We start from the raw sequence: 22,290 nt of genomic DNA on the forward strand, positions 1-22,290 counted from the left end.
GTCGTTATTGCGCGGCCTTGATGCGGTCCAGCACACGGCCCTCGATGTCTTCGATGCCGGCGGGCACGGCGGGATACCACTTGACGTTTTTCAGCGCGGCTTCGGGGAAGCTGGCGGCAAACTGGGCCTTGAGCTTGGCGTCCATCAACTGGTCAGCCCCCTTGGAGGCGGTGAAGTTGCCGGCAGAACTCGCCACCTTGGCGGCGATTTCCGGGCGCATGTTGAAGTTGATCCAGGCGTAGGCGGCAGCGTCGTTGCGGCCCTTGGCAGGAATGGCAAAGGTGTCGATCCAGCCGAGGGCGCCGGACTTGGGCGCGATGTACTGGATTTCCGGTTTTTCGCTGTTGAGCTTCCAGCCGCCGGTGTCCCACATCATGGCGCCCACCACTTCACCGGCGCGCATGCCGTTGAGCAGCTGGTCCTTGTTATCCCAGTAAAACTTGATGTTGCTCTTGCAGGCCACCATGGTTTTACCCACGTCGTCCATCAGCGCGCCGTAGGCCTTGGGGTCGTTGTAAAGTGCAAATGGGTCCTTGCCCGAGGCAAAGGCAAAGGCCAGCAGGGTGGGCCGTTTCAGGCGAACGGCGGTCTTGCCCTTGACATCGGCCTTGCACAGGTCGGGATAGTCGCTCATCTTGGCCAGCTTGGTGTTGACCACCAGGCCATCGGTGCCCCAGAGGTGCGGCAGGCCATACACTTTGCCGGCCAAGGTGGTGTTCTTTTTGGTGGCCTCGAGCATGGAGGGTATGAACAGCTCGGACTTGATTTTGCTCAGGTCCATGGGCTTGTAAATGCCGAACTCCTGCTGCGGGCCCGTGATGCGGTCCTGCGAGGGCTGGGCCAGGTCAAAACCCGCGCCGCCGGTGGCGCGCAGCTTGGAGATCATTTCCTCGTTGTTCGAGAGGGTGATCTCGACATCAATCCCGGTTTCCTTTTTGAACAGCGTCACGACCTCGGAGGGCACATAGTCGGCCCAGGTGATCAGCCGCAGCTTCTGCTCCTGAGCCCAGACGGGGCTGGCAAAACTCGAAGCCACGAGGCTGGCTCCAAGCGTGAGGCGAATCAGGCGGGATAATTTCATTTGGCTTTCCTTGTTGACGAAGATGACAGACGCGGAAGAGATCAGGGAAAACGATCAGGAATGCGCAGGCATTCCCCCAAAAAGCATAGCGTGGCCCCATTTCATTTCTGTGTCAATATCCTTTGCCTGGACGGCATCCGTTCCCTTTTTCCTTCTTTTCTGCATGACTTTCTGGATTGACACGCATTGCCACCTCGACGCCGCAGAGTTCTCTTCGGACGTGGTCGCGGTGCGTGCGCGGGCCGCCGCCGGGCAGGTGGCGCATTGCGTGCTGCCTGCCGTCGGCGTGGGCAATTTTGAGGCGGTGCGCCGGCTGGCGCACCAGTTTTCGGACAGCTACGCCCTGGGCATCCATCCGCTGTGTGTCCACCAGGCGCAGGATGCCGATTTGCAGGTGCTGGACGCGGAACTGGCACTCAGGAAGTCTGACCCGCGCCTGGTGGCGGTGGGCGAAATCGGCCTGGATTTCTTTGTGCCGGCCCTGACCCAAAGCCCGCTGCGCGAGCGCCAGGCGCATTTCTACCGCGAGCAGCTCAAACTGGCGCGCAAGCACGGCCTGCCGGTGATCCTGCATGTGCGGCGCTCGGCCGACCAGCTGCTCAAGCAGCTGCGGGAGCTGGCGCCCGAAGGTGGCTGGCGCGGTATTGCCCACGCCTTCAACGGCAGCGAGCAGCAGGCCATGGAATTCATCAAGCTCGGTTTCAAGCTGGGCTTTGGCGGGGCCGTGACGTTTGAGCCGGCCCTGCAGCTCAAGCGCCTGGCCGCCGAGCTGCCGCTGGAGGTCCTGGTGATGGAAACCGACTCGCCGGACATTCCCCCGCAGTGGCTTTACGCCACGGCAGCGCAGCGCGCAGCCGGCCAGGCGCAGGGCCGCAACGAGCCGGGCGAGTTGCCGCGCATCGCCCAGCTAGTGGCCGGCCTGCGCGGCTTGCCGATTGAAGCGCTGGCGGCCGCCACGACCGCCAATGCGCTGCAGGCCCTGCCCAGGCTTGGGGCGCTGGTGTCATGCTGACGGGCTTGCCGCCGCTGATCTCCAGCCGCACGCGTTTGCTGATACTGGGGAGTTTTCCGGGCGTGGCCTCGCTGCTGGCGCAGCAGTACTATGGGCACCCGCAAAACCAGTTCTGGCGGATTTTGCAAGCCATTTGGCCATCCAGCCCAATGCCAACGGGCGCAGACAGCTATCAAAGTCGTAGCGAGTGGCTGCTGGCCAGGCAGTTGGGCGTGTGGGACGTGTACGCGGCCTGCGAGCGCGAAGGCAGTCTGGACAGCCGCATCCGCAACCCGGTGGTGAACGATTTTGCCGGGCTGAAGCGGCTTTGCCCTGATTTGCAGGCGATCGCCCACAACGGCGGCGAGAGCTTCAAGCATTCGGGGCACACCACGCGGCTGGGTTTACCGGTTTACAGACTGCCTTCGACCAGCCCGGCGAATGCGTCCTGGTCGTTTGAACGCAAACTCGCCGCCTGGCGCGAGGTTTTTGAAAAGCATATAGGTTGATTGAATGTCGAGAAAAGATACCGTGAAAGCCAGCAGAAGCCCCCTGGAAGACCTGCCGGAAGTCAATTTTTCCGACTATGGCGACGTGCGCTTTCTGCATTTGGGCACCGAATGGGTGCAGGGCTCCATGCTGCGCGATGCGCCCTACGACATCGAGCTGGAGTATGTGCAGCGCATGATGGCGGGCCTGCTGTTCATGGATGCCGCCTCGGTGTCCAAAAAACACGCCATGCAACTGGGTTTGGGCTCGGCGGCACTGACCAAGTTTTGCTACAAAAAGCTGCGCATGAAAACCACCGCCATCGAGATCAACCCGCAGGTGATCACGGCCTGCCGGCTCTGGTTCAAGCTGCCGCGCGACGACCTCCGGCTGCATGTCATCGAAGCCGACGCGGCCCAGGAGATGCAGAAACCCGGGCACCAGGGAACGGTGGATCTTTTGCATGTGGACCTCTACGACCATGAAGCCGCCGCACCGGTGCTGGACAGTGCCGATTTCTATGCCCACTGCCGCGGCCTGCTCAGCGAGGACGGCGTGATGACGGTCAACCTTTTCGGCCGCGACTCCAGTTATGAGCAATCCCTGAGCAGGATTGCCGAGGCCTTTGGCGGGGAGTCGGTCTGGGCTTTCCGGCCGACGCGAGAGGGCAACACGGTGGTGTTGGCCCAGCGCGAGCCGACACGCCCTGAGCGGGCCGCGCTGCTGGCCCAGGCGGGCGTGATTGAGTCGCGCTGGGACCTGCCGGCCAAAAAATGGCTGCGGCTTTTCAAGCCGCTGACATGAAGTCCGGGATGATGGATGGGGTACAGTGCCTGCCATGAGTGCCCTGATGCCCCCCCCATCCCCAGGTGCTTCCCCGACTAAAAAGAGCCACGCGGGTCCGCTGGACTGGCGCCGCCTGGTCGAGTGGCTCAGTGAAGACGGCGTCATCAGCGCCGCAGAGGCGCAGCGCACCATTGCCCGCTGTTCGCAGGTGCAAAGCGCCCAGCACCCCCTGGTGAGGCTGGCCAGTGTCGGCATGACACGCGTGGCCGACGGCAAACCGCTCGATATAGAAACCATTGCCCAGTGGCTGGCCGGCCGTGCCGGCCTTCACTATTTGCGGATTGATCCGCTGAAGGTCGATGTGGGCAAGGTCGCCGACACCATGTCCGCGGTGTATGCCGAGCGGCACAAGGTGCTGCCGGTTCAGGTCAGCCCGAACGAGGTGGTGATTGCAACGTCCGAGCCCTTCATCACCGACTGGGTGCAGGAAGTGGAGCGCCAGTCCCGGCGCAGCGTGCGCCTGGTGGTGGCCAATCCGCAGGAAATCAGCAAGTTCACGGCCGAATTTTTTGCGCTGGCCAAATCCGTCAAGGCGGCACTCAAGGCGGGCGGCGGTTCGGGTTCGGCCAGCTTTGAGCAGCTGGTGGAGCTGAACAAGACAAACAAGCAGCTCGATGCCAATGACCAGGGCGTGGTGCAGGTGGTGGACTGGCTGTGGCAATACGCTTTTGACCAGCGCGCCAGCGACATTCACCTGGAGCCCAGGCGCGAGCAGGGCGTGATCCGTTTTCGCATCGACGGCGTGCTGCATCCCGTGTACCAGCTGCCCATGGGCGTGCACAACGCCATGACGGCGCGCATCAAGCTGCTGGGGCGCATGGATGTGGTGGAAAAACGCCGCCCGCAGGACGGCCGCATCAAGACCCGCAACCCGCGCGGCGACGAGGTGGAAATGCGCCTGTCCACCTTGCCCACGGCGTTTGGCGAAAAAATGGTCATGCGTATTTTTGACCCCGACACCACGGTCAAGGACCTGGATGCACTGGGCTTTTCGCAGCATGACGCGGAGCGCTGGGAGCAACTGGTCAAACGCCCCCACGGCATCGTGCTGGTGACCGGGCCGACCGGTTCGGGCAAGACCACCACGCTGTATTCCACGCTCAAACGTATCGCGACCGAAGCGGTCAATGTCAGCACGATTGAAGATCCGATCGAGATGATCGAGCCTGCATTCAACCAGACGCAGGTGCAGGCGCACCTGGACTTCAATTTTCCGGAAGGGCTGCGCGCGCTGATGCGGCAGGACCCGGACATCATCATGGTGGGCGAGATCCGTGACCTGCAAACCGCGGAAATGGCCGTGCAGGCCGCGCTGACGGGCCACCTGGTCTTCAGCACCCTGCACACCAACGACGCGCCCTCGGCGGTGTCCCGCATGATGGAGCTGGGTGTTCCGTCCTACCTGATCAATGCCACTTTGCTGGGCGTGCTGGCCCAACGGCTGGTTCGCACCCTGTGCAGCAATTGCCGCGAGCCGGACGAAAGCGCCTCGCGCGAAACGCTGGCCGAGCTGGTGAAACCCTGGCAAATCACTGGCCGCTACCGGCCCTACAAGCCTGTGGGCTGCGTGGACTGCCGCATGACCGGCTTCCGCGGGCGCATGGGCCTGTACGAGCTGCTGACGGTCACCGAAGGCTTCAAGGAAAAGGTTTCGAAAGAGCCCAATATTGATGCGCTGCGCCGCCAGGCGATCACGGAAGCGATGCGTCCGCTGCGGCTGGCGGGCGCGCTCAAGGTGGCGGAGGGCCTGACAACGGTCGAGGAAATCCTGTCAGCCACGCCCCCCATGGCCTGAGCCTGAATCATGGTTTCTGGCGGCGCTTGGCCCTCTTGCCATTGAAAGGCAGGCGAAAGAAAAGTGAAAGGTAAGTGAAAGCCACATGCCCCGGCTGGGTAATTGAATGCACAATCCGCAGGTTCATTCTTTATCTAGAGGAGACATTCTGTGAATATCAAGAGTCAAAAAGACTTTTTTTCAGGCCTCATGTTCATGGGCGTCGGCGTGGCGTTCGCATGGGGTGCAACGACTTACAACGTCGGCGAAGGCGCCCGCATGGGCCCCGGCTACTTCCCGCTCATGCTGGGCATCCTGATGGCCGTTCTGGGGGCGGCCATCACTTTCAAGGCGCTGGTGGTCGAGGCCGAAGGCGGCGACAAAATCGGCAAATGGGCCTGGAAGCCGCTGTTCTACATCATTCTGGCCAACCTGGCTTTCGGTGTCCTGCTCGCAGGCTTGCCTTCGATTGGCCTGCCGGCCATGGGCATGATCGTGGCCATTTATGCGTTGACGTTTATCTCCAGCATGGCTGAGGCTGGCTGGAAGTTCAAGGCGACCTTCATTCTGGCGACTGTCCTGGCCGCCGGAAGCTACGTCGCTTTCGTCATCCTGCTCAAGCTGCAGTTCCCGGTGTGGCCCTTCTTCATCGCCGGCTAAGGAGATAAAAAATGGATTTGATTGCAAATTTGTCCTTGGGCTTTGGCGTCGCCTTCACGCCCATCAACCTGCTCTATGCCTTGATTGGCTGCATCTTGGGCACGTTGATTGGTGTGCTGCCCGGCATCGGACCGGTGGCCACCATTGCCATGCTGCTGCCCGCGACTTACGCGCTGCCGCCCGTGTCGGCGCTGATCATGCTGGCCGGTATTTATTACGGCGCGCAGTATGGCGGCTCGACCACCGCCATTTTGGTGAACCTGCCCGGGGAGTCTTCCTCGGTGGTCACCTGTATTGACGGCTACCAGATGGCGCGAAGAGGGCGGGCCGGGCCGGCACTGGCCGCCGCCGGCCTGGGTTCGTTTTTCGCAGGTTGCGTCGGCACGCTGATTCTCGCGGCCTTCGCGCCTCCGTTGACGGAACTGGCTTTTAAATTCGGCCCGGCCGAATACTTCTCGCTCATGACCCTGGGCCTGATTGGCGCCGTGGTGCTGGCTTCCGGCTCCCTGCTCAAGGCGATTGCCATGATCGTGCTGGGCCTGCTGCTCGGCATTGTCGGCACCGACGTGAACTCGGGCGTGGCGCGTTTCAGCTTCGACATCCCCGAACTGACGGACGGCATTGGTTTTGTCGTGATCGCCATGGGTGTGTTCGGCTACGGCGAAATCATCAGCAATCTGGCACAGCCGGAACATGAACGCGAAGTGTTCACGGCCAAGGTAACGGGCCTGTTTCCGACGAAACAGGATTTCAAGGACATGGCGCCCGCCGTGCTGCGCGGCACCTTCCTGGGTTCTGCGCTGGGCATTCTGCCGGGCGGCGGCGCCTTGCTGGCGGCTTTCGCAGCCTATGCGCTGGAGAAGAAAATCAAGATGAAGCCGGGCGAAGTGGCCTTCGGCCAGGGCAATATCCGCGGCGTTGCTTCACCGGAGTCGGCCAACAATGCCGGCGCGCAGACCTCCTTCATTCCGCTGCTCACGCTGGGTATTCCCCCCAATGCCGTGATGGCCCTGATGGTGGGGGCCATGACGATTCACAACATCCAGCCCGGCCCGCAGGTCATGACCAGCAACCCGGAACTGTTCTGGGGCCTGATCGCCTCGATGTGGATCGGCAATGCGATGCTGATCATCCTGAACCTGCCGCTGATCGGCATGTGGATCAAGCTGCTGACCGTGCCTTACCGCTACCTGTTCCCGGCGATTGTGCTGTTCTGCGCGATTGGCGTGTATTCCACCAACAACAACACCTTCGACGTCTGGATGGTGGGTGCTTTCGGTGTGATCGGCTACCTCTTCGTGAAGCTGGGCTGTGAACCCGCGCCCCTGCTGCTGGGCTTTATCCTGGGCCCCATGATGGAAGAAAACCTGCGCCGCGCGCTGCTGCTGTCGCGTGGTGACTGGAGCGTGTTTGTGACGCGCCCCCTCTCCGCCGGTTTGCTGGTCGCCGCGATGCTGTTGCTGGTGATCGTGCTGCTGCCCTCCGTGAAGAACAAGCGCGAGGAAGCTTTCGTCGAAGAGTGACCTTCACGCTTCAGGGAAAGTAGTGAAACGGCTCCTTCGGGGGCCGTTTTTGTTTTTATCGGGCGGCATCCGAGGCGCCTGCAAGCCCGGGTGGCATCTCCGGGTCTCTCTGCGGGCGGCTGCAGCGAAGGCCCCACGACACTTGCACCTGATAATCAGCGCATGAACTTCAAGTTTCACAACCCCTACACCAGCACGCGCCTTCCGGTTTTTGCGCGCAATGTGGTTTCCACCTCCCACCCGCTGGGTGCGCAGGCCGGCCTGCGCATGATGCTCAAGGGCGGCAATGCGGTGGATGCGGCGATTGCGGCGGCCGCCACCATGACCATCGTCGAGCCGGTCAGCAACGGCCTGGGCAGCGATGCCTTTTGCATTTTGTGGGACGGCAAGGAACTGCATGGGCTGAACGGTTCGGGTCCTGCGCCGCAGAGCTGGACGCCCGGGTATTTCAGGCGCAAATACGGTGCCCAGGCCCGCACGCCGCCCAAGCGCGGCATGGATTCGGTCAGCGTGCCCGGCGCGGTGGGCAGCTGGATGGCGCTGAGCGAGCGTTTTGGCAAACTGCCGTTTGCCGACCTGATGGAACCGGCCATTGAAATCGCCGAACGCGGCTACCTGCTGCCGCCCGTGGTGCAGCAGAAGTGGGCCGCAGCCAGCGCCGAACTGCGGTCGCAGCCCGGCTTTGCCGACGCCTTTTTGCCCTGGGGCCGGGCGCCCCAGGTGGGCGAGCTGTTCCAGTTCAAGGCTGCGGCCAAGGCGCTGCGGGCCATTGCCGAGAGCAAGGGGGCGGCGTATTACGGCGGCGCCATTGCCCGATCCATAGAAAAGTTTTCGGCGCAGCACGGCGGCAGCATCACCGCCAGGGATTTCGAGGGCTATCAACCCGAATGGGTCAAGCCCATCGCCAAAGACTATCGCGGCTACACCCTGCACGAGATTCCCCCCAACGGCCAGGGCATAGCGGCGCTGATGGCGCTGGGGATGCTGGAGAAGTTCGACGTCGCCAGCCTGCCGGTCGATGGCGTGGATTCCCAGCATTTGCAGATCGAAGCCATGAAGCTGGCCTTTGCCGATGTCTACAACTATGTGGCCGAGCCGTCGTCAATGGCGGTGACCGCCGCACAAATGCTAGATGACGCTTACCTCGCTTCGCGTGCCAAACTCATCGATATGAACAAGGCGCAGGATTTCGGGGCGGGTAATCCCGTCAAGGGCGGGACGATTTATCTCAGCGCAGCGGACGAAAACGGCATGATGGTGAGCTTCATCCAGAGCAACTACATGGGTTTTGGCTCGGGCTGCGTCGAGCCGGAATTTGGCATCAGCCTGCAAAACCGCGGCCATGGCTTCAGCCTGCAGGCCGGCGCCAACCAGGTGGCGCCGGGCAAACGCCCGTTTCACACCATCATCCCGGCCTTCCTCAGCAAGGACGGCCAGCCCGTGATGAGCTATGGCGTGATGGGGGCCAACATGCAGCCGCAGGGCCACATGCAGACACTGGTGCGCATGCTGGACTACGGCCAGAGCCCGCAGGCGGCCTGCGATGCACCGCGCTGGCGCTACAACGCCGGCCTCGAGATCAATGCCGAAGCCACGATGAACCCGGCCACCGTGCAGGGCCTGGCCGAGCGCGGCCACCGTGTGGCGGTCATCAGCGATTCCTACCAGGACTTTGGCGCCGGCCAGTTCATTTGGCGTGCCGGTAACCCCAACGTGGAAGGCTATGTGGCGGCGAGCGATGCGCGGCGCGACGGCCAGGCGGTCGGGTTTTAAGGGACTATCTTGAGCCATATATCAGAAGCAAACAGGCCTCTAGCCCAGGAGGGGAGGGCGCAAACAGCTACTAAAAGCATAGCGCCAGGCTTGCTGCTGGCGACCTTGGGGGCGATTGCCTTCAGCGGCAAGGCGATCATCGTCAAGCTGGCCTACCGCTACGGCGTGGATGCCGTCACGCTGATCATGTACCGCATGCTGTTTGCCCTGCCGATTTTTGCCGTCATGGCCTGGTGGGCAACTTATCGTCAAGGTGGTGGGGGCAAGGCAGCGCTGACGCGCAAGGACTGGCTGGGCGTGCTCTGGCTGGGCTTCACCGGCTACTACCTGGCCAGTTTTCTGGATTTTGCCGGGCTGGCGCACATCAGCGCTTCGCTGGAGCGGCTGATTCTCTACCTCAACCCCACCCTGGTCCTGTTGCTGGGTCTGCTGCTTTACCAGCGGCGCGTGGGCGCCCCACAAATCATCGGCATGACCATCAGCTACTGCGGCGTGGTGCTGGTGTTTGGCCACGAGATCACGCTGCAGGGCGCCGATGCCGCCTGGGGCGCGCTGCTGGTCTTCCTCAGCGCGATCAGCTATGCGATTTACCTGGTCTACAGCGGCGAAATGGTCAAGCGCCTGGGCTCAATGCGGCTGGTGGGGCTGGCGACCAGCGTGGCCTGCCTGTGCTGCCTGCTGCAGTTTGTGCTGCTCAGGCCCCTGAGCGCCGCTGCCGTGGCGCCCGAGGTGATCTGGCTGTCGGTGCTCAATGCCACCCTGTGCACCGCCGTGCCGGTGCTGATGGTGATGATGGCCGTCGAGCGCATTGGCGCCAGCCTGGCGGCGCAGACCGGCATGGTCGGCCCCATGTCGACCATCCTGATGGGGGTGCTGATTTTGGGCGAGCCTTTCACCGTCTGGGTGGCGGCCGGCACGGTGCTGGTGATTGCGGGGATTTTTGTGTTTACCAGGGCGGGCCGCTAGGGAGTCATTCCCGGGTATCGCCGTTATCAAGGAGTATTGACATGGATTTGGGAATTGCCGGTAAATATGCGTTGGTGTGCGGCGCCAGCAAGGGCCTGGGTTTTGGTTGCGCGCAAGCGCTGGTGCGCGAGGGCGTCCATGTGCTGATCGTGGCGCGGGGTGCCGAGGCGCTGGAAGCGGCTGCTAATAAATTAATAGCAGACAGCGCCCGTCCAGCAAGCGCTAGCGTTCAATTTGTTGCTGCAGACATCACCACGGCCGAGGGCCGCGCCGCGGTCTTTGCGGTGCGCAAGGACTTCGACATCGTGGTCACCAACGCCGGCGGCCCGCCACCCGGCGACTTCCGCGATTGGGACCGGGACGCCTGGATCAAGGCCGTCGACGCCAACATGCTGACGCCTATCGAGCTGATCAAGGCCACGGTGGACGGCATGGCGGCACGCGGCTTTGGCCGCATCGTCAACATCACCTCCAGCTCGGTCAAATCACCCATTGATGTGCTGGGCCTGTCCAACGGCGCCCGCAGCGGGCTGACCGGCTTTGTCGCCGGTGTGGCGCGCACCAAACTCGCGGCGCAGGGCGTCACCCTCAACAACTTGTTGCCCGGGGTATTCGATACCGATCGCATCAAGAACATGTTGCAGGGAACCTCGGAAAAGACCGGGCAGTCCGTGCAGTCGCTGGCGGAGGCGCGCCGCAAAAACATTCCGGCCCAGCGCTTTGGCACGCCCGAAGAGTTCGGCGCCATTTGCGCCTTCCTGTGCAGCGTGCACGCCGCCTACATGACCGGCCAGAACGTTCTGGCCGACGGCGGCGCCTACCCCGGCACCTACTGAAAAGCTCTGGCCTGGCCGGCATGACCCTGCGCTATCTGGATTTCGACTACAGCGAAGATGCCGACGGTGTTGGCACGCTGGAGGCCGTGGCTTCCACCTGGCCGGAGCAGGTGCCCGCCGTGCAGGCCGAGATTGCGCAGGTATTGGACTGGGCCTGCACCACGTTTGCGGGCCTGCGTGGTCCCGTGGGCGAGGGCGGCGACTGGGACTATGACTTGCAGGGCATGCAGGAGTTCACGGTGCCGGAAGTCATTGACTATGACGAGGCCACGCGCCGGATTGCCGTCCGCGTCGGCCCGGCCGGCAAGCCCAGGCACACCGTCACGCTGTCCATCAGCGGTACGGGTGAGTTTTGTGACGCATTCAGGCAGCAGTTCGGCCCGGCGTAGGCGTCCTTCTTCCGTTTCGGTCCCCCATGACTGGGGCGGCTTGCGCGCCACAGCCTCCCTGGCGCGCATATGTGAAGTATTTGACATGGGCATGTCCATGCACTCCAATTCACATCTGGGAATCAGCTTGATGGCCATGACGCATGCTGCAGCCGTGATTCCCAATCTCACCTAGGCATGCGACACGCGCTATCCATGGCAGGAAGAAGAGGTGATCAAGGGCGGACATAGCCGTTTCGAACAAGGCGCCGTCAAGGTGCCACCCGGCCTGGTCTGGGCGTCGAGCCGGATCCCGCACGGCTGGCGCGGCTGCACCAGCAGTACCTTGATCGCGGGGTTCGCAATCGCAATGACCTTGCGCAGATGCGTGAGTACCAGCCTGCATTTTCGGAAAAGAGCCCCCGCTTCCAGGTTTTCCATTTGTGTCCAGTCAGGAAGAAGCCCTCAGGGCTCAGATTCATTCCAAGGAGACATCATGAAGTTCAAACCCCTTAACGCCGTGCTGGCCCGCAGCCTGCGCGGCGCCGGCCTGCTTGCCGCAGTGGCCGGCCTGTGCGCTGCCGGCATGGGCGTGGCGACGGCCGAGCCCGTGACGCTCAATGTGGTCGACGTGGCCGGCAATCTGGCCCTGACGCAGGATGCCATCGAGGCTTTCCGTGCGAAAAATCCCAACCTGGTGTCGCGCATTACCTTCACCAAGGCGCCAGCGCCAGAACTTCCGGGGAAAATCCGGGCGATGCAGGCGGCTGGCCGTACCGAGATCGACCTTGTGCTCACGGGCACCGATGCGCTGGCCGCCGGCATCGCGCTCAATCTCTGGGAGCCGCTGCTGCCCGCGCAGGCGGCCAAGTTTCCAGGCCTGATGGCGAACTACCTGACGAGCGCGGCGAAGATGCAGGATCTGGCCAATGGGCAGGGCATCATGGTGACGTACATGCCGGCAGGACCGCTGCTGGAGTACAACCCCGACAAGGTCAAGACACCGCCCAAGACGCCTGCGGAGCTGCTCAGCTGGTGCAAGGCCAATCCCAACAAACTCATCTACGCACGCCCGGCCAATTCGGGCCCGGGCCGTACTTTCCTGATGGGCCTGCCCTACCTGCTCGGCGACAAGGACCCGAAAGATCCGATGGCCGGCTGGGACAAAACCTGGGCCTACCTCAAGGAACTCAACAGCTGCATCGAGTACTACCCCACAGGCACCGGCGCCGTCATGAAGGAGCTGGGTGAAGGCTCGCGCGACATGACCGTGACCGTGACGGGCTGGGACATCAACCCCCGCGCACTCGGCGTGGTACCCAAGCAGTTCAGGGTCGCGACATTCAATGGGTTCACCTGGATCAATGATGCGCACTACATGGTGATGCCCAAAGGCCTGCCGGCAGCCCGCCAGGCTGTTGTGCTGGAGTTGATGGCCTTTCTGCTCAAGCCGGAACAGCAGGCGCTGACTTATGACGCGGGTTATTTTTATCCCGGCCCGGCCGTGAAGAACGTGCCCCTGTCGTCGGCGCCGCAAAAGAGCCAGGATGTCATCAAGGAATTCGGCCGCGCTGAATACGCTGACTGGATTGCCAAACAGCCGCATGCCCAGCCTCTGGAGGACAAGGCCATGGTCGCTGCCTTCAAGAAATGGGATCAGGAGATTGGCAGCGGCAAGGCCAAGTAATTGAACCGCTGAACCGGCGCCGGCATCCATGGGGTACCGGCGCGGACGGTGCAGCACAAGAAGGGCTTTCGATGACAGGAATCCAGAGCGTCGCGGTGCAGGCCGCGAGAAAGAACGAGTTCAGGCAATTGCGTCTTGACGGGGTGAGCCGTCAGTTTGGTGGTGCCAACGCCCTGGACAAGCTGTCGCTGACGATAGAGCGCGGGGAGTTCATCGCGCTGCTGGGGCCTTCGGGCTGCGGCAAGTCCACCGCGCTCAATTGCATGGCCGGCCTGCTGCCTTTGACGGACGGCACCATCTGGCTCGACGAGCAGCGCATCGACCCGCTGCCGCCGGAAAAGCGCGGCTTTGGCATGGTGTTCCAGAACTATGCGTTGTTTCCGCATCTGTCGGTCAGCCGCAATGTCGGCTTCGGCCTGAAGATGCGGGGCGTGGCGGGCGCAGAGATTGATCGCCGTGTCGCCGCGGCGCTCGACACCGTCCAGCTGCAGGGACATGCCACGAAGCTGCCGGGGCAGCTGTCGGGCGGACAGCAGCAGCGGGTGGCCATTGCGCGCGCCATTGTCATCGAACCGCCCTTGATCCTGATGGACGAACCGCTGTCAAACCTGGACGCCAAGCTGCGCATCGAAATGCGTTCGGAAATCCGCCGCATTCACCGTGCGCAGGGGTGCTCGACGGTATACGTGACCCACGACCAGGACGAAGCCATGGCCATGGCCGATCGTGTGGTGGTGATGAAGCTCGGTGTGGTGCAGCAGATCGGCACGCCCCAGGAGGTGTTCTCCCGGCCTGCCAAGCTCGATATCGCCCGTTTCATGGGCTATCGCAATGTGTTGCCGGTCAAGGTTGCGCAGGCTGATGGATCACGTGTCTTGGTCGACGGGCCGGGCGGCGTGCGGCTGGGAGGTGTCGCCATGCAGGCCCTTGATGCCGGTCCTGCGGTGGCGGCCATCCGGCCCGATGAAATTGTGATCGGTGAAGGCGCCAACGCCTTCGCGGGGACGGTTGAAAGCGCCGAGTACGGTGGCCGCGAGTGGCTGCTCCAGGTGAGGACGGCGTTCGATGACCTGCTGTACGTGCGTTCGCCCCGAAATGCGGGGGTGGGGGCGGCCATCATGTTGTCGGTGCCTGCCGACCGCGTGCTGGTGTACCCGGCTCAAGAGGAAGCGGCGTGATATGGCGACGCTGATCGCACCGGTTCCCGTCACCCGGCCGCGCCCTTTTTTCGACCCGGCCATCATGCTGGTCGCGCCGGCGGCGGCGATGATGGTGATGTTCTTCGTCTATCCATTTGCCTATGGGCTGCTATTGTCCTTTCAGCCGGCGCAGGGGGGCGTCTTTGAAAACTACATTCATTTCTTCCAAACGGGAGATCTCGGGAAGACCCTGGGCAACACCATGCGGCTGGCGCTTCCCGCCACCGTCATCAACGTGAGCTTTGCGCTGGCCATTGCCTATGTGACGCGCCTCAAGGGCCCTTACCAGCGGGTTCTCTCCACGCTGCTCGTGGTGCCTCTCACATTGGGGACGGTGCTGATTGCAGAAGGCATGCTGACCTACTTCGGCCCCCAGGGCTGGCTGGCCCAGTCCTTGCGCTGGCTGCACCTGTATGAAGGCTCCATCCGTCTGACCCACAATTACTGGGGGGTGCTGATCTCGCTGGTCATCACCGGTTTTCCTTTCGCTTACCTGCTGATACTGTCGTACATCACAGGCATCGACCCGGCGCTGCCGCGCGCCGCGGCGACGCTGGGCGCGGACGGCTGGAACCGCTTTCGCTACATTTACCTGCCGCTTCTCACGCCCGGCCTGGTGATGGCCTTTTGCCTCAGTTTTGTGCAAGCCTTCTCGGTCTTTCCGTCAGCCATTTTGCTCGGGTCGCCTGCTGGCACAACACGAGTCATTGCCATTGCCGCGTATGAGGCGGCCTTCGAGCAGTATGACTATTCGCTGGCTTCGGCCGTGGCCATGGTCATGGGCATGGCCCAGCTTGTCATCGTGGTGGCCGCGCTGGGTTTGCGCTCCCTGTTTTACCGCGGCCCGGTGGCCGGGGGTAAAGGATGAGCGCCACAATACTGGACGCCGGCGTGCTGCGCGATCGTGCATGGCGCGCGCTGGTCTGGGGTGTGATCGCCTTCTTTCTGGTCAACGTCGGCTTGCTGATTGTTGCCGTGGCCACCAATTCCGTGGCGACACGCTGGCTGGGGACATGGCTGCCGCTGGCCTACACCCTGGACTGGTATGTGTCCGCGTGGAAAGAGTTCCAGCTCGATCATGTGCTGGTCGTCACGGTGGTCGTGGTGTTTTCAGTGGTTTTCCTGTCGCTGCTGATTGGCGTACCCGCTGCCTACACACTCGCCCGCAAGGAATTCCGGGGCAAAAGGCTGCTGATGCTGCTGTTCCTGTTGCCGCTCATGGTGCCGCCCATCACCTACGGTATTCCGCTGGCGACCGTGATGTACCAGCTGCACCTGGCAGGCACGCTGCCGGGCGTGATCATTGCCAACATGATCCCGGCCCTGCCTTTTGTGATTCTGGTGATGACACCGTTTGTCGAGCAGATTGACACCAACATCGAGTCCGCGGCGCGGGTGTTTGGTGCCAACACGCGCCAGATGTTCATCTACACCCTGATTCCCCTGCTGGCGCCCGGCGTGCTGGCGGCGGGCTTGCTGGTACTGGTGCGCACTGTCGCCATGTTCGAGCTGACCTTTCTCGTCGCCGGCCCCGACACGCAGACGCTGGTCGTTGCGCTGTACTACGCGGTGTTTGCGGCCGGTGTGCGGGCGGGCCAGTCCGTGGACGCCATGGCAATGATTTACATGGCGATTACGGTGCTGTGGCTGCTGATTGCGCTGCGCTTCGTGAATCCCACGCAACTGGTCAGCCGGGTCAAGGAGCACCCGGTCAAAGGCTGATCAAGACCGAAGAGAATTTGGCCAGTCAGCACTATTTTGCCGAGGCGGGCAGGCGCAAGAAGGGGTCATCAAAAGAATCCAGGCTGCAGTCGAGCAAGGCCGGGGCCACCTCGCGCTCCAGGACGTCAAACATGCTCTCGACGAAGTCCATGAGGTCGTCTGACGCGGCAATCGCGGTGTCCACCTGCCCTTTGGCAACGGCATCGATCACGGCGATATGGCCGTCCACGGTGCGTTGCAGCTTGACGCTGTGGGCCGTTTGCATGTGGTAAATCCAGCCAATGCGCCGGAAGATGGTGTGCAGGGGCCGCAAGGTGCTTTCGACGAAGGGCTCATTGGCCGCCGCCAGGAAAAGCTGGTCGATGCGCCTGTCGATCAGGTTGAATTGCTCGATCGTCATCTCGGCGCCGTGCTCGATCAGCTGGCGCCGGATATGCAGCATCTGGTTGCGCTGGGAAGCCCCCGAGCGTTCCGTGGCCAGCCGGATGACAAAGCGTTCGATATCGCGCCGCAGGCGCAGCAGCACCCGTTCCCGGGTCAGGTCGATAGGGGCGATCTGGATGCCGTGGCGCGGCGTGACGATGAGCAGCGTGTCGGCCGCCAGGCGGCTGACGGCCTGGTGAACCGGCGTGCGGCCAAATCCTACGAGTGCCTGGAGATCATGGGTTGCCAGGAATCGGCCAGGCCGGAGTTCGCAGCAGATCAGCAATTCTTCGATCCGTTCGTAAGCCTGGTCGGAGAGGTTGACCTGGCTGCGGCGGCGAGGCGCCTCCTCCGCGGGGGCATTGGCTGCAACCAGTTGGGGACGAGGGCGGGAGGGCGAAGCCATAGTGCTCTTTCAATGCATGGAGTCCATCGGTACACCCATCGCACAGTGCACCTTCATGGATATGGAAGCATACCCTGATATTCCAGTGGTAGCGCAGAGATTTTTCTTTGTTTTACGGTACAGCAGGGGTGTATTGAGAAAAAGAAGGTCGCCAATGACTATTGGGGTAAACCACGAGTATTTTTGTGAAATATCACAGTATTCTTCTGTCCGTGCCTTGCAAACCGGCCACGGAAACCGTGCGCTACTTCCAACAACACTCGCGGCCCGATGTGTCCGCATTCATGGAGACATGCATGAAAAAACTGTCAAGCCTTTCAGCTGGTGTGGTGGCGCTTGCGGGCGCTCTTGTCGTCGGCGGCATGCCGGCGGTAGCCAGCGCGCAACCGAAGGAGACGCTGACCTTTGCGGCTGTCACGTTCAGCGAGGCCGGCCGAGGTGAGCGCCTCAAGGCCTGGGTCGAGAAGTTCAACAAGAGCCAGGCTGCCGCCGAAATCCAGCCGATCGCCATTCCCTTCGGGAGCTTTGCCAAGACGGTCTTCACGCAAATGGGCGGAGGCGCGGGGCCCGATCTCGTGCGCATGGACGCCATCGATTACTACGCAGCCGTGAACGGCAAGAGCATCCTGCCGCTGGATGATCTGCTCAAGGGCGGCAACTACAAGTTCACCGCGCCCGACAAATACATGATGGTGGGCGGCAAGCGCTATGGCGTGCCGTTCGAGCTCAGCAACTACGTGCTGCTGTACAACCCGGCCTTGCTCAAGGGCGGCAAGCCACCGGCGAACTTCGACGAATTGCTCGCCAGCGCCAAGGCGGCAACCGGCAACGGTGTCTATGGCTACGCGTACCGCGCCACCATGGCCGAGGGCAACGGTTTCTGGCAGGACCTGTGCAACTTCGTCTACGGCTTCGGCGGCCGCTGGAGCGACGCGCAGGGCAATCTGACCCTGAATGACCCCAAAGTGGTCGAAGGCGTCGTCGCCTACAAGAAGGTCTACGACGCGAGCGTGATTCCCAAGGGGGCGGACGCCGCCACGTACCGCCGCATGTTCTGGGAACGCAAGGTGGCGATGGAGGTCGACAACGGCGGTGTGGCGGGCATCTTCAGCCAGCAGGCGCCGGAATTGGCGTTCGCCGCCGCGCCGTCGCCTTTCCCGACCCGTGCGCAGGGCATGGTGCTGACCGCGCTCACCATTAACGCCAACACCAAGCACAAGGCCGCCGCCGAAGCCTTCATCAAGTGGACATTGCAGCCCGAGAACCAGAAGGACCTGCAGGAATTGCTGGGTGCCAGCAATGTGGCCACGGTGATCGAGCGCAGCCCGGAGATGGTGGCCAAGCGGCCCTGGCTGAAGGTCTACGACGACCAGGCCGCCAATAGCGTGCCGCAACTGGTGCAGGGCCTGGAGGTCAAGACGCCGGAAATCCAGCAGATCGTGCTGGAGCATGTGCTCAAGGTCCTGCAGGGCGGCGCGGATCCCAAGAAGGCGATGGACGACGCGCAGCGTCTGGCCTCATCGCGCGTGCTGCGCAAGTAAACCCGTCCACCGGAAGAACTCCCCATGCATGCTGCCATATCTGCGGTGGGCACCGTGTCGCCGCCGAGGACAGAGCGCGACTGGACGCCCTACTGGTTCGCCGCGCCTGTCGCGCTCTATCTGCTGCTGTTCCAGGGCTATCCCCTGGTGCAGGAACTCTATCTGAGCTTCACGTCCACCGCGCTGCTGTCGCCCGGCCAGCACACGTTTGTCGGGCTGCAGAACTACGCCGATCTGATGACGCAGGAGGAGTTCCGCCAGGTCTTTCTGATCACCGCCCTCTACACGGTCATTTGCGTGGTGGCGGCGATCAGCCTGGGCCTGGGCGCGGCGCTGCTGCTCGATGCGCCGTTCCGCGGCCGGGGCCTGGCGCGGGCGCTGGTGACGATTCCGTGGGCCGCGCCGCCGGTGGCCGTGGCCCTGACCTTCATCTGGATCTACAACGGCCAATACGGCATCTTCAACCATCTGCTGGGCGCGCTCGGCGGGTCCGTCAGCCTGGAGAGCTGGCTCGACAGCCCGGCGCTGGCCCTGCCTGCCGTGCTGCTGACGACCATCTGGCAGATCTTCCCGTTCGCGTCGGTCGTCATCCTGGCCGCCTTGCAAGGGGTGTCCTCGGAACTGCGCGAGGCCGCGGTCATCGACGGCGCGGACCGGCTGAGCGTCTTTCGCGCGGTGGTCTGGCCGACCATCCAGCCCTCGGTGGCGCTGCTTTCGCTGTTCCTGACCATCTGGTCCCTGCGCCGCTTCGACCTGATCTGGCTCATGACGCAGGGCGGCCCGATAGGCTCGACCAACACCATGGTGATCGAGCTGTACCGCCGGGCCTTCGTGTACCGCGACCTGGGGCAGGGCGCCGCCGTCGGCATGGTCGGCCTGTCGATTGCGCTGCTCATCACCATCGTCTATTTCCGCTATACACAGCGCGCCGAGCGCGCGAAGGGGCAGCGATGAGCCGCACACTGTCCTGGAACCACGCGCTGCGCATGGCCCTGGTGCTGGCGCTGCTCGGTGCCGCGGCCTTCCCGATTTACTGGATGCTGGTCACGTCACTGACGTCCTCGCCCGACCTGTTCGCGGCCAAGCCGCATCTGCTGCCGGACGGGTCGCAATGGGCGGTCTACGGCCACGCCTTCAGCGCCACCGCCGTCGCGACCTGGCTGAAGAACAGCGCCATCGTTGCCTTCGGCACGGCGGCGCTCAGCATTGCGCTGGCCATCTTCCCGGCTTATGTGCTGTCGCGCTACCGCATGCGGGCGGTCGCCATCCTGGGGGTGGCGCTGTTCGTCACGCAGATGCTGCCCGAAGCCATGCTGGTGGTGCCCTTGTATGCGATCTTCGGCCAGCTGGGCCTGCTCAACAGCCTGACCGGCCTGATCCTGGCCAACACGGCGTTCACGGTGCCGGTGATCACCCTGATCCTCAAGGGGGCGGTCGACGGCGTGCCCATCGACATCGAGGAGGCCGCCGGCATCGACGGATGCTCGCGCCTGGGCATCGTGCTGACCGTGGTGCTGCCGCTGGTGGCGCCGAGCCTGGCTGCCGCTGCCGTGATCGCCTTCTTCCACGGCTGGAACGAATACGTGTTCGCCCAGACGCTGATCAGCGACCAGGGTCTGCAGACCGCTTCGGTCGGCCTGGCCGGCTTCGTGGGCGAACTGAGCACGCCCATGCATACCGTGATGGCCATCGGGCTGATGTACACCCTGCCCGCCGTCGTCTTCTACCTTTTCGTGCAGCGCTACGTCGTCTCCGGCATGACCGCCGGCAGCGTCAAGGGCTGAACCATTACCGGACCCCCATCATGGCATCCATCTCCCTCAAGGGCGTCACCAAGATCTTCGGCGGCAAGAAGGCCGCCAACCAGATCACCTTCGACGTCGCCGACCGCGAATTCCTCGTGCTGCTCGGGCCTTCGGGCTGCGGCAAGTCCACGCTGCTGCGCATGCTGGCCGGCCTCGAGCAGGTCACGAGCGGCGAAGTCCACGTCGGTGCGCGCCGCGTCGACACCTTGCCGCCCAGCGCCCGCGACATGGCTTTCGTGTTCCAGTCGTATGCGCTGTACCCGCACATGACGGTGCGGCGCAACATCACCTTCCCGCTGATCATGCGCGAGCACCGCTGGTGGTTCCATCTGCCGCTCATCGGCGGCATCGCCAAGCGGCGCATCGAGCAGACGCCTGCAGTGCGCGACCTGGTCGAGCGCACGGCCAGGACGCTGGCGCTCACCGAGATGCTGGACCAGTACCCGCGCACGCTGTCGGGCGGCCAGCGCCAGCGCGTGGCGCTGGGCCGGGCCATGGTGCGCCAGCCCGACGTGTTCCTGATGGACGAGCCGCTGTCCAACCTCGACGCCAAGCTGCGCACCTCGATGCGCGCCGAAATCATCAAGCTGCACCGTGAAGTCGGCGGCACCTTCGTCTACGTGACGCACGACCAGATCGAGGCCATGACCATGGGCACGCGCATCGCGCTGATGCGTGACGGCGTGGTGCAGCAATTCGGCACGCCGCGCGAAATTTATACCGATCCGGCCAACACCTTTGTGGCCCGGTTCATCGGCACACCCCCGATGAACCTGATCGAGGCGCGCATCGAGCCGCGCGGCCTCGTCATTGGCAAGGCCGTGCTGCCCTTGCCCGGACATCTGGCCGCGCTGGGGCAACAGGCGGCACGCGATGTGCTGCTCGGCATCCGCCCGCATGCGCTGGGCCTGGGCAACGGCGTCCTGGCGGGCCAGGTGGCACTCGTCGAGCACGTCGGGGCCGAGTCCATCGTGAGCATCAAGCTCGACCATGCCAACACCGCCCACAGCGACGACGGCGAGAGCGGCGACGACGTGATGGTCGTGGTCCAGGGCTACAGCGATCTGCGCGCCGGCCAGCCCGTGCACCTGTCGCTCGATCTCGGCGAGGCCGTGCTGTTCGAGCGCGACGGCCAGCGCATCCGCGTGCCGGCGCTGTCGCGCGCGGCCTGACCGTTGAAATAAACCCAACCCAGGACAGCCCATGAAAACCGCCAAGATCGTATTCCACGGCGAGAACGCCGCCAATTTCCGCCAGGGTTTCGAGACCCTGCTCGACCCACGGCACCAGATCGTCGATCTGAGCGACACGCTGGCCGGTCCCGGCGAGCGCGAACATTACGAGAGCGCTGATGTCATCGTCGGCATCAAGCTGAACCGCGAGATGCCGGCACCGCGGCAAGCGAGCCTGTTCCATGCGCCGGCCGCGGGGACGGATGCCATCGACACGGCCCTGCTGCCGCCCGGCGCCGTGCTGTGCAACTGCTTCGGCCACGAACACGCCATCGCCGAATACGTGATGGCAGCCTTGCTGCAGCGCCATGTCCCGCTGGCGCAAGCCGACGCCGATCTGCGCCAGCAGCGCTGGACCTACTGGGCCGGCCGGCCGACGGCACTGCGCAGCGAACTGGGCGCCCAGACGCTGGGCCTGCTCGGCTTCGGCCACATTTCCCAGGCCATCCTGGCACGGGCCAAGGCCTTCGGCATGCGGGTCACGGCCGCCAACCGTAGCCCCATCCACGATGAGCGCGTGGACCAGGCCTTCACCCTGGACCAACTGCCGGCCTTCATGGCATCGGCCGACGCCATCGTGGTCTCGCTGCCCTTGACGGCGCAGACGACGGGCATCGTCGGGGCCGAGGCCTTCGCCGCCATGCGGCCCGACGCCCTGATCCTGAACGTCGGGCGGGGCCCGGTGATCGATGAGCAGGCGCTGTACGACGCCCTGGCCCAGCGCCGCATCGGCGGCGCCATCATCGACACCTGGTACCGTTATCCGACGCCCGACCAGGCCGAGTGCGCGCCGTCGCGCCTGGATTTCGCGTCGCTGCCGAATCTGCTCATGACCCCGCACATGTCGGGCTGGACCTCCGGCACCGTGCGCCGGCGCCAGCAAACCATGGCCGACAACATCCGGCGCTGGCTGGAGGGCCAGCCACTGAGCAACGTGCTCTGGCGCGCGCCCCAATGACGCCATCGGC

At 63.6% G+C, this 22,290-nt stretch carries 21 protein-coding genes and 1 pseudogene; 20 read left to right on the top strand and 2 right to left on the bottom strand.

Annotated features, from left to right (window positions below):
• Positions 1 to 4 precede the first annotated feature (4 nt).
• Complete coding sequence (locus PJE01S_RS18425) at positions 5 to 1,081, bottom strand: extracellular solute-binding protein (protein WP_068835116.1); 1,077 nt, start codon at positions 1,079 to 1,081, stop codon at positions 5 to 7.
• Positions 1,082 to 1,244: 163 nt separating this feature from the next.
• Here PJE01S_RS18425 and PJE01S_RS18430 point away from each other — a divergent pair, with 163 nt between their 5' ends.
• The 15 genes and pseudogenes from PJE01S_RS18430 to PJE01S_RS18495 all read left to right on the top strand — a co-directional run bounded on the left by PJE01S_RS18430 (position 1,245) and on the right by PJE01S_RS18495 (position 15,915).
• The gene (locus PJE01S_RS18430; protein ID WP_068835117.1) at positions 1,245 to 2,093 is read left to right on the top strand and encodes a TatD family hydrolase; all 849 of its coding nucleotides are present in this window, start codon (positions 1,245 to 1,247) and stop codon (positions 2,091 to 2,093) included.
• Positions 2,087 to 2,581: a DNA-deoxyinosine glycosylase gene (locus PJE01S_RS18435; protein ID WP_068835118.1), complete on the top strand. Its 495-nt coding sequence runs from the start codon at positions 2,087 to 2,089 to the stop codon at positions 2,579 to 2,581. Before PJE01S_RS18430 ends, PJE01S_RS18435 begins: the two co-directional genes overlap by 7 nt.
• Positions 2,582 to 2,585: 4 nt before the next feature.
• The gene (locus tag PJE01S_RS18440) at positions 2,586 to 3,365 is read left to right on the top strand and encodes a class I SAM-dependent methyltransferase (RefSeq protein WP_068835119.1); all 780 of its coding nucleotides are present in this window, start codon (positions 2,586 to 2,588) and stop codon (positions 3,363 to 3,365) included.
• Positions 3,366 to 3,399: 34 nt separating this feature from the next.
• Positions 3,400 to 5,202, top strand: coding sequence for a type IV pilus assembly ATPase TfpB (gene tfpB / locus PJE01S_RS18445; RefSeq protein ID WP_068835120.1), 1,803 nt, complete (start codon positions 3,400 to 3,402; stop codon positions 5,200 to 5,202).
• Positions 5,203 to 5,352: 150 nt separating this feature from the next.
• Positions 5,353 to 5,841: a tripartite tricarboxylate transporter TctB family protein gene (locus PJE01S_RS18450; RefSeq protein WP_068835121.1), complete on the top strand. Its 489-nt coding sequence runs from the start codon at positions 5,353 to 5,355 to the stop codon at positions 5,839 to 5,841.
• Between the two features lie 11 nt (positions 5,842 to 5,852).
• Positions 5,853 to 7,364: a tripartite tricarboxylate transporter permease gene (locus PJE01S_RS18455; RefSeq protein ID WP_068835122.1), complete on the top strand. Its 1,512-nt coding sequence runs from the start codon at positions 5,853 to 5,855 to the stop codon at positions 7,362 to 7,364.
• Positions 7,365 to 7,526: 162 nt separating this feature from the next.
• Positions 7,527 to 9,137, top strand: coding sequence for a gamma-glutamyltransferase family protein (locus PJE01S_RS18460; RefSeq protein WP_068835123.1), 1,611 nt, complete (start codon positions 7,527 to 7,529; stop codon positions 9,135 to 9,137).
• A gap of 18 nt (positions 9,138 to 9,155) precedes the next feature.
• Positions 9,156 to 10,103, top strand: a complete 948-nt coding sequence (locus PJE01S_RS18465) for a DMT family transporter (protein WP_068835164.1) — start codon at positions 9,156 to 9,158, stop codon at positions 10,101 to 10,103.
• A gap of 41 nt (positions 10,104 to 10,144) precedes the next feature.
• Complete coding sequence (locus tag PJE01S_RS18470) at positions 10,145 to 10,939, top strand: SDR family oxidoreductase (protein ID WP_068835124.1); 795 nt, start codon at positions 10,145 to 10,147, stop codon at positions 10,937 to 10,939.
• 20 nt (positions 10,940 to 10,959) lie between these two features.
• The gene (locus PJE01S_RS18475; protein ID WP_068835125.1) at positions 10,960 to 11,328 is read left to right on the top strand and encodes a hypothetical protein; all 369 of its coding nucleotides are present in this window, start codon (positions 10,960 to 10,962) and stop codon (positions 11,326 to 11,328) included.
• Positions 11,329 to 11,353: 25 nt separating this feature from the next.
• Positions 11,354 to 11,736: pseudogene (locus tag PJE01S_RS24655) on the top strand (enolase C-terminal domain-like protein); the annotation flags it as partial.
• 67 nt (positions 11,737 to 11,803) lie between these two features.
• Positions 11,804 to 12,994: an ABC transporter substrate-binding protein gene (locus PJE01S_RS18480; RefSeq protein WP_068835126.1), complete on the top strand. Its 1,191-nt coding sequence runs from the start codon at positions 11,804 to 11,806 to the stop codon at positions 12,992 to 12,994.
• A gap of 71 nt (positions 12,995 to 13,065) precedes the next feature.
• Positions 13,066 to 14,172 (top strand): ABC transporter ATP-binding protein, encoded by a 1,107-nt coding sequence (locus PJE01S_RS18485; RefSeq protein WP_068835127.1) that lies wholly within the window; start codon positions 13,066 to 13,068, stop codon positions 14,170 to 14,172.
• A 1-nt stretch (position 14,173) separates the two neighbouring features.
• A complete protein-coding gene (locus PJE01S_RS18490) occupies positions 14,174 to 15,061 on the top strand; it encodes an ABC transporter permease (RefSeq protein ID WP_068835128.1) in 888 nt (295 codons plus the stop codon).
• Positions 15,058 to 15,915 (top strand): ABC transporter permease, encoded by an 858-nt coding sequence (locus PJE01S_RS18495; protein WP_068835129.1) that lies wholly within the window; start codon positions 15,058 to 15,060, stop codon positions 15,913 to 15,915. Before PJE01S_RS18490 ends, PJE01S_RS18495 begins: the two co-directional genes overlap by 4 nt.
• Before the next feature lie 31 nt (positions 15,916 to 15,946).
• Here the strand turns inward: PJE01S_RS18495 and PJE01S_RS18500 are convergent, their stop codons facing one another.
• A complete protein-coding gene (locus PJE01S_RS18500) occupies positions 15,947 to 16,744 on the bottom strand; it encodes a GntR family transcriptional regulator (protein WP_068835130.1) in 798 nt (265 codons plus the stop codon).
• A gap of 296 nt (positions 16,745 to 17,040) precedes the next feature.
• Here PJE01S_RS18500 and PJE01S_RS18505 point away from each other — a divergent pair, with 296 nt between their 5' ends.
• Genes PJE01S_RS18505 through PJE01S_RS18525 form a run of 5 tightly spaced genes read left to right on the top strand, consistent with a single transcriptional unit; the run spans position 17,041 to position 22,280 of the window.
• Positions 17,041 to 18,285, top strand: coding sequence for an ABC transporter substrate-binding protein (locus PJE01S_RS18505; protein WP_068835131.1), 1,245 nt, complete (start codon positions 17,041 to 17,043; stop codon positions 18,283 to 18,285).
• A gap of 24 nt (positions 18,286 to 18,309) precedes the next feature.
• A complete protein-coding gene (locus PJE01S_RS18510; protein WP_068835132.1) occupies positions 18,310 to 19,239 on the top strand; it encodes a carbohydrate ABC transporter permease in 930 nt (309 codons plus the stop codon).
• The gene (locus PJE01S_RS18515) at positions 19,236 to 20,069 is read left to right on the top strand and encodes a carbohydrate ABC transporter permease (RefSeq protein WP_068835133.1); all 834 of its coding nucleotides are present in this window, start codon (positions 19,236 to 19,238) and stop codon (positions 20,067 to 20,069) included. The genes PJE01S_RS18510 and PJE01S_RS18515 overlap by 4 nt, the downstream gene beginning before the upstream one ends.
• A gap of 20 nt (positions 20,070 to 20,089) precedes the next feature.
• On the top strand, positions 20,090 to 21,262 hold the full coding sequence (locus PJE01S_RS18520) for an ABC transporter ATP-binding protein (RefSeq protein ID WP_068835134.1): 1,173 nt from the start codon (positions 20,090 to 20,092) through the stop codon (positions 21,260 to 21,262).
• Between the two features lie 31 nt (positions 21,263 to 21,293).
• Entirely contained in the window at positions 21,294 to 22,280 is a 987-nt protein-coding gene (locus PJE01S_RS18525) for a 2-hydroxyacid dehydrogenase (protein WP_068835135.1), read from the top strand.
• Positions 22,281 to 22,290 lie beyond the last annotated feature (10 nt).

It is taken from the genome of Polaromonas jejuensis NBRC 106434, assembly GCF_001598235.1.
GTDB lineage: Bacteria > Pseudomonadota > Gammaproteobacteria > Burkholderiales > Burkholderiaceae_C > Polaromonas > Polaromonas jejuensis.

Bases quoted from the DNA above. Each gene is read 5' to 3' on its own strand.
- PJE01S_RS18475 (WP_068835125.1), top strand. From the start codon at position 10,960: ATGACCCTGCGCTATCTGGATTTCGACTACAGCGAAGATGCCGACGGT.
- PJE01S_RS18510 (WP_068835132.1), top strand. From the start codon at position 18,310: ATGCATGCTGCCATATCTGCGGTGGGCACCGTGTCGCCGCCGAGGACA.
- PJE01S_RS18505 (WP_068835131.1), top strand. From the start codon at position 17,041: ATGAAAAAACTGTCAAGCCTTTCAGCTGGTGTGGTGGCGCTTGCGGGC.
- PJE01S_RS18470 (WP_068835124.1), top strand. From the start codon at position 10,145: ATGGATTTGGGAATTGCCGGTAAATATGCGTTGGTGTGCGGCGCCAGC.
- PJE01S_RS18435 (WP_068835118.1), top strand. From the start codon at position 2,087: ATGCTGACGGGCTTGCCGCCGCTGATCTCCAGCCGCACGCGTTTGCTG.
- PJE01S_RS18455 (WP_068835122.1), top strand. From the start codon at position 5,853: ATGGATTTGATTGCAAATTTGTCCTTGGGCTTTGGCGTCGCCTTCACG.
- PJE01S_RS18485 (WP_068835127.1), top strand. From the start codon at position 13,066: ATGACAGGAATCCAGAGCGTCGCGGTGCAGGCCGCGAGAAAGAACGAG.
- PJE01S_RS18500 (WP_068835130.1), bottom strand. From the start codon at position 16,744: ATGGCTTCGCCCTCCCGCCCTCGTCCCCAACTGGTTGCAGCCAATGCC.
- PJE01S_RS18425 (WP_068835116.1), bottom strand. From the start codon at position 1,081: ATGAAATTATCCCGCCTGATTCGCCTCACGCTTGGAGCCAGCCTCGTG.
- PJE01S_RS18520 (WP_068835134.1), top strand. From the start codon at position 20,090: ATGGCATCCATCTCCCTCAAGGGCGTCACCAAGATCTTCGGCGGCAAG.
- PJE01S_RS18460 (WP_068835123.1), top strand. From the start codon at position 7,527: ATGAACTTCAAGTTTCACAACCCCTACACCAGCACGCGCCTTCCGGTT.
- PJE01S_RS18440 (WP_068835119.1), top strand. From the start codon at position 2,586: ATGTCGAGAAAAGATACCGTGAAAGCCAGCAGAAGCCCCCTGGAAGAC.
- PJE01S_RS18430 (WP_068835117.1), top strand. From the start codon at position 1,245: ATGACTTTCTGGATTGACACGCATTGCCACCTCGACGCCGCAGAGTTC.
- PJE01S_RS18515 (WP_068835133.1), top strand. From the start codon at position 19,236: ATGAGCCGCACACTGTCCTGGAACCACGCGCTGCGCATGGCCCTGGTG.
- PJE01S_RS18480 (WP_068835126.1), top strand. From the start codon at position 11,804: ATGAAGTTCAAACCCCTTAACGCCGTGCTGGCCCGCAGCCTGCGCGGC.
- PJE01S_RS18490 (WP_068835128.1), top strand. From the start codon at position 14,174: ATGGCGACGCTGATCGCACCGGTTCCCGTCACCCGGCCGCGCCCTTTT.
- tfpB (WP_068835120.1), top strand. From the start codon at position 3,400: ATGAGTGCCCTGATGCCCCCCCCATCCCCAGGTGCTTCCCCGACTAAA.
- PJE01S_RS18495 (WP_068835129.1), top strand. From the start codon at position 15,058: ATGAGCGCCACAATACTGGACGCCGGCGTGCTGCGCGATCGTGCATGG.
- PJE01S_RS18525 (WP_068835135.1), top strand. From the start codon at position 21,294: ATGAAAACCGCCAAGATCGTATTCCACGGCGAGAACGCCGCCAATTTC.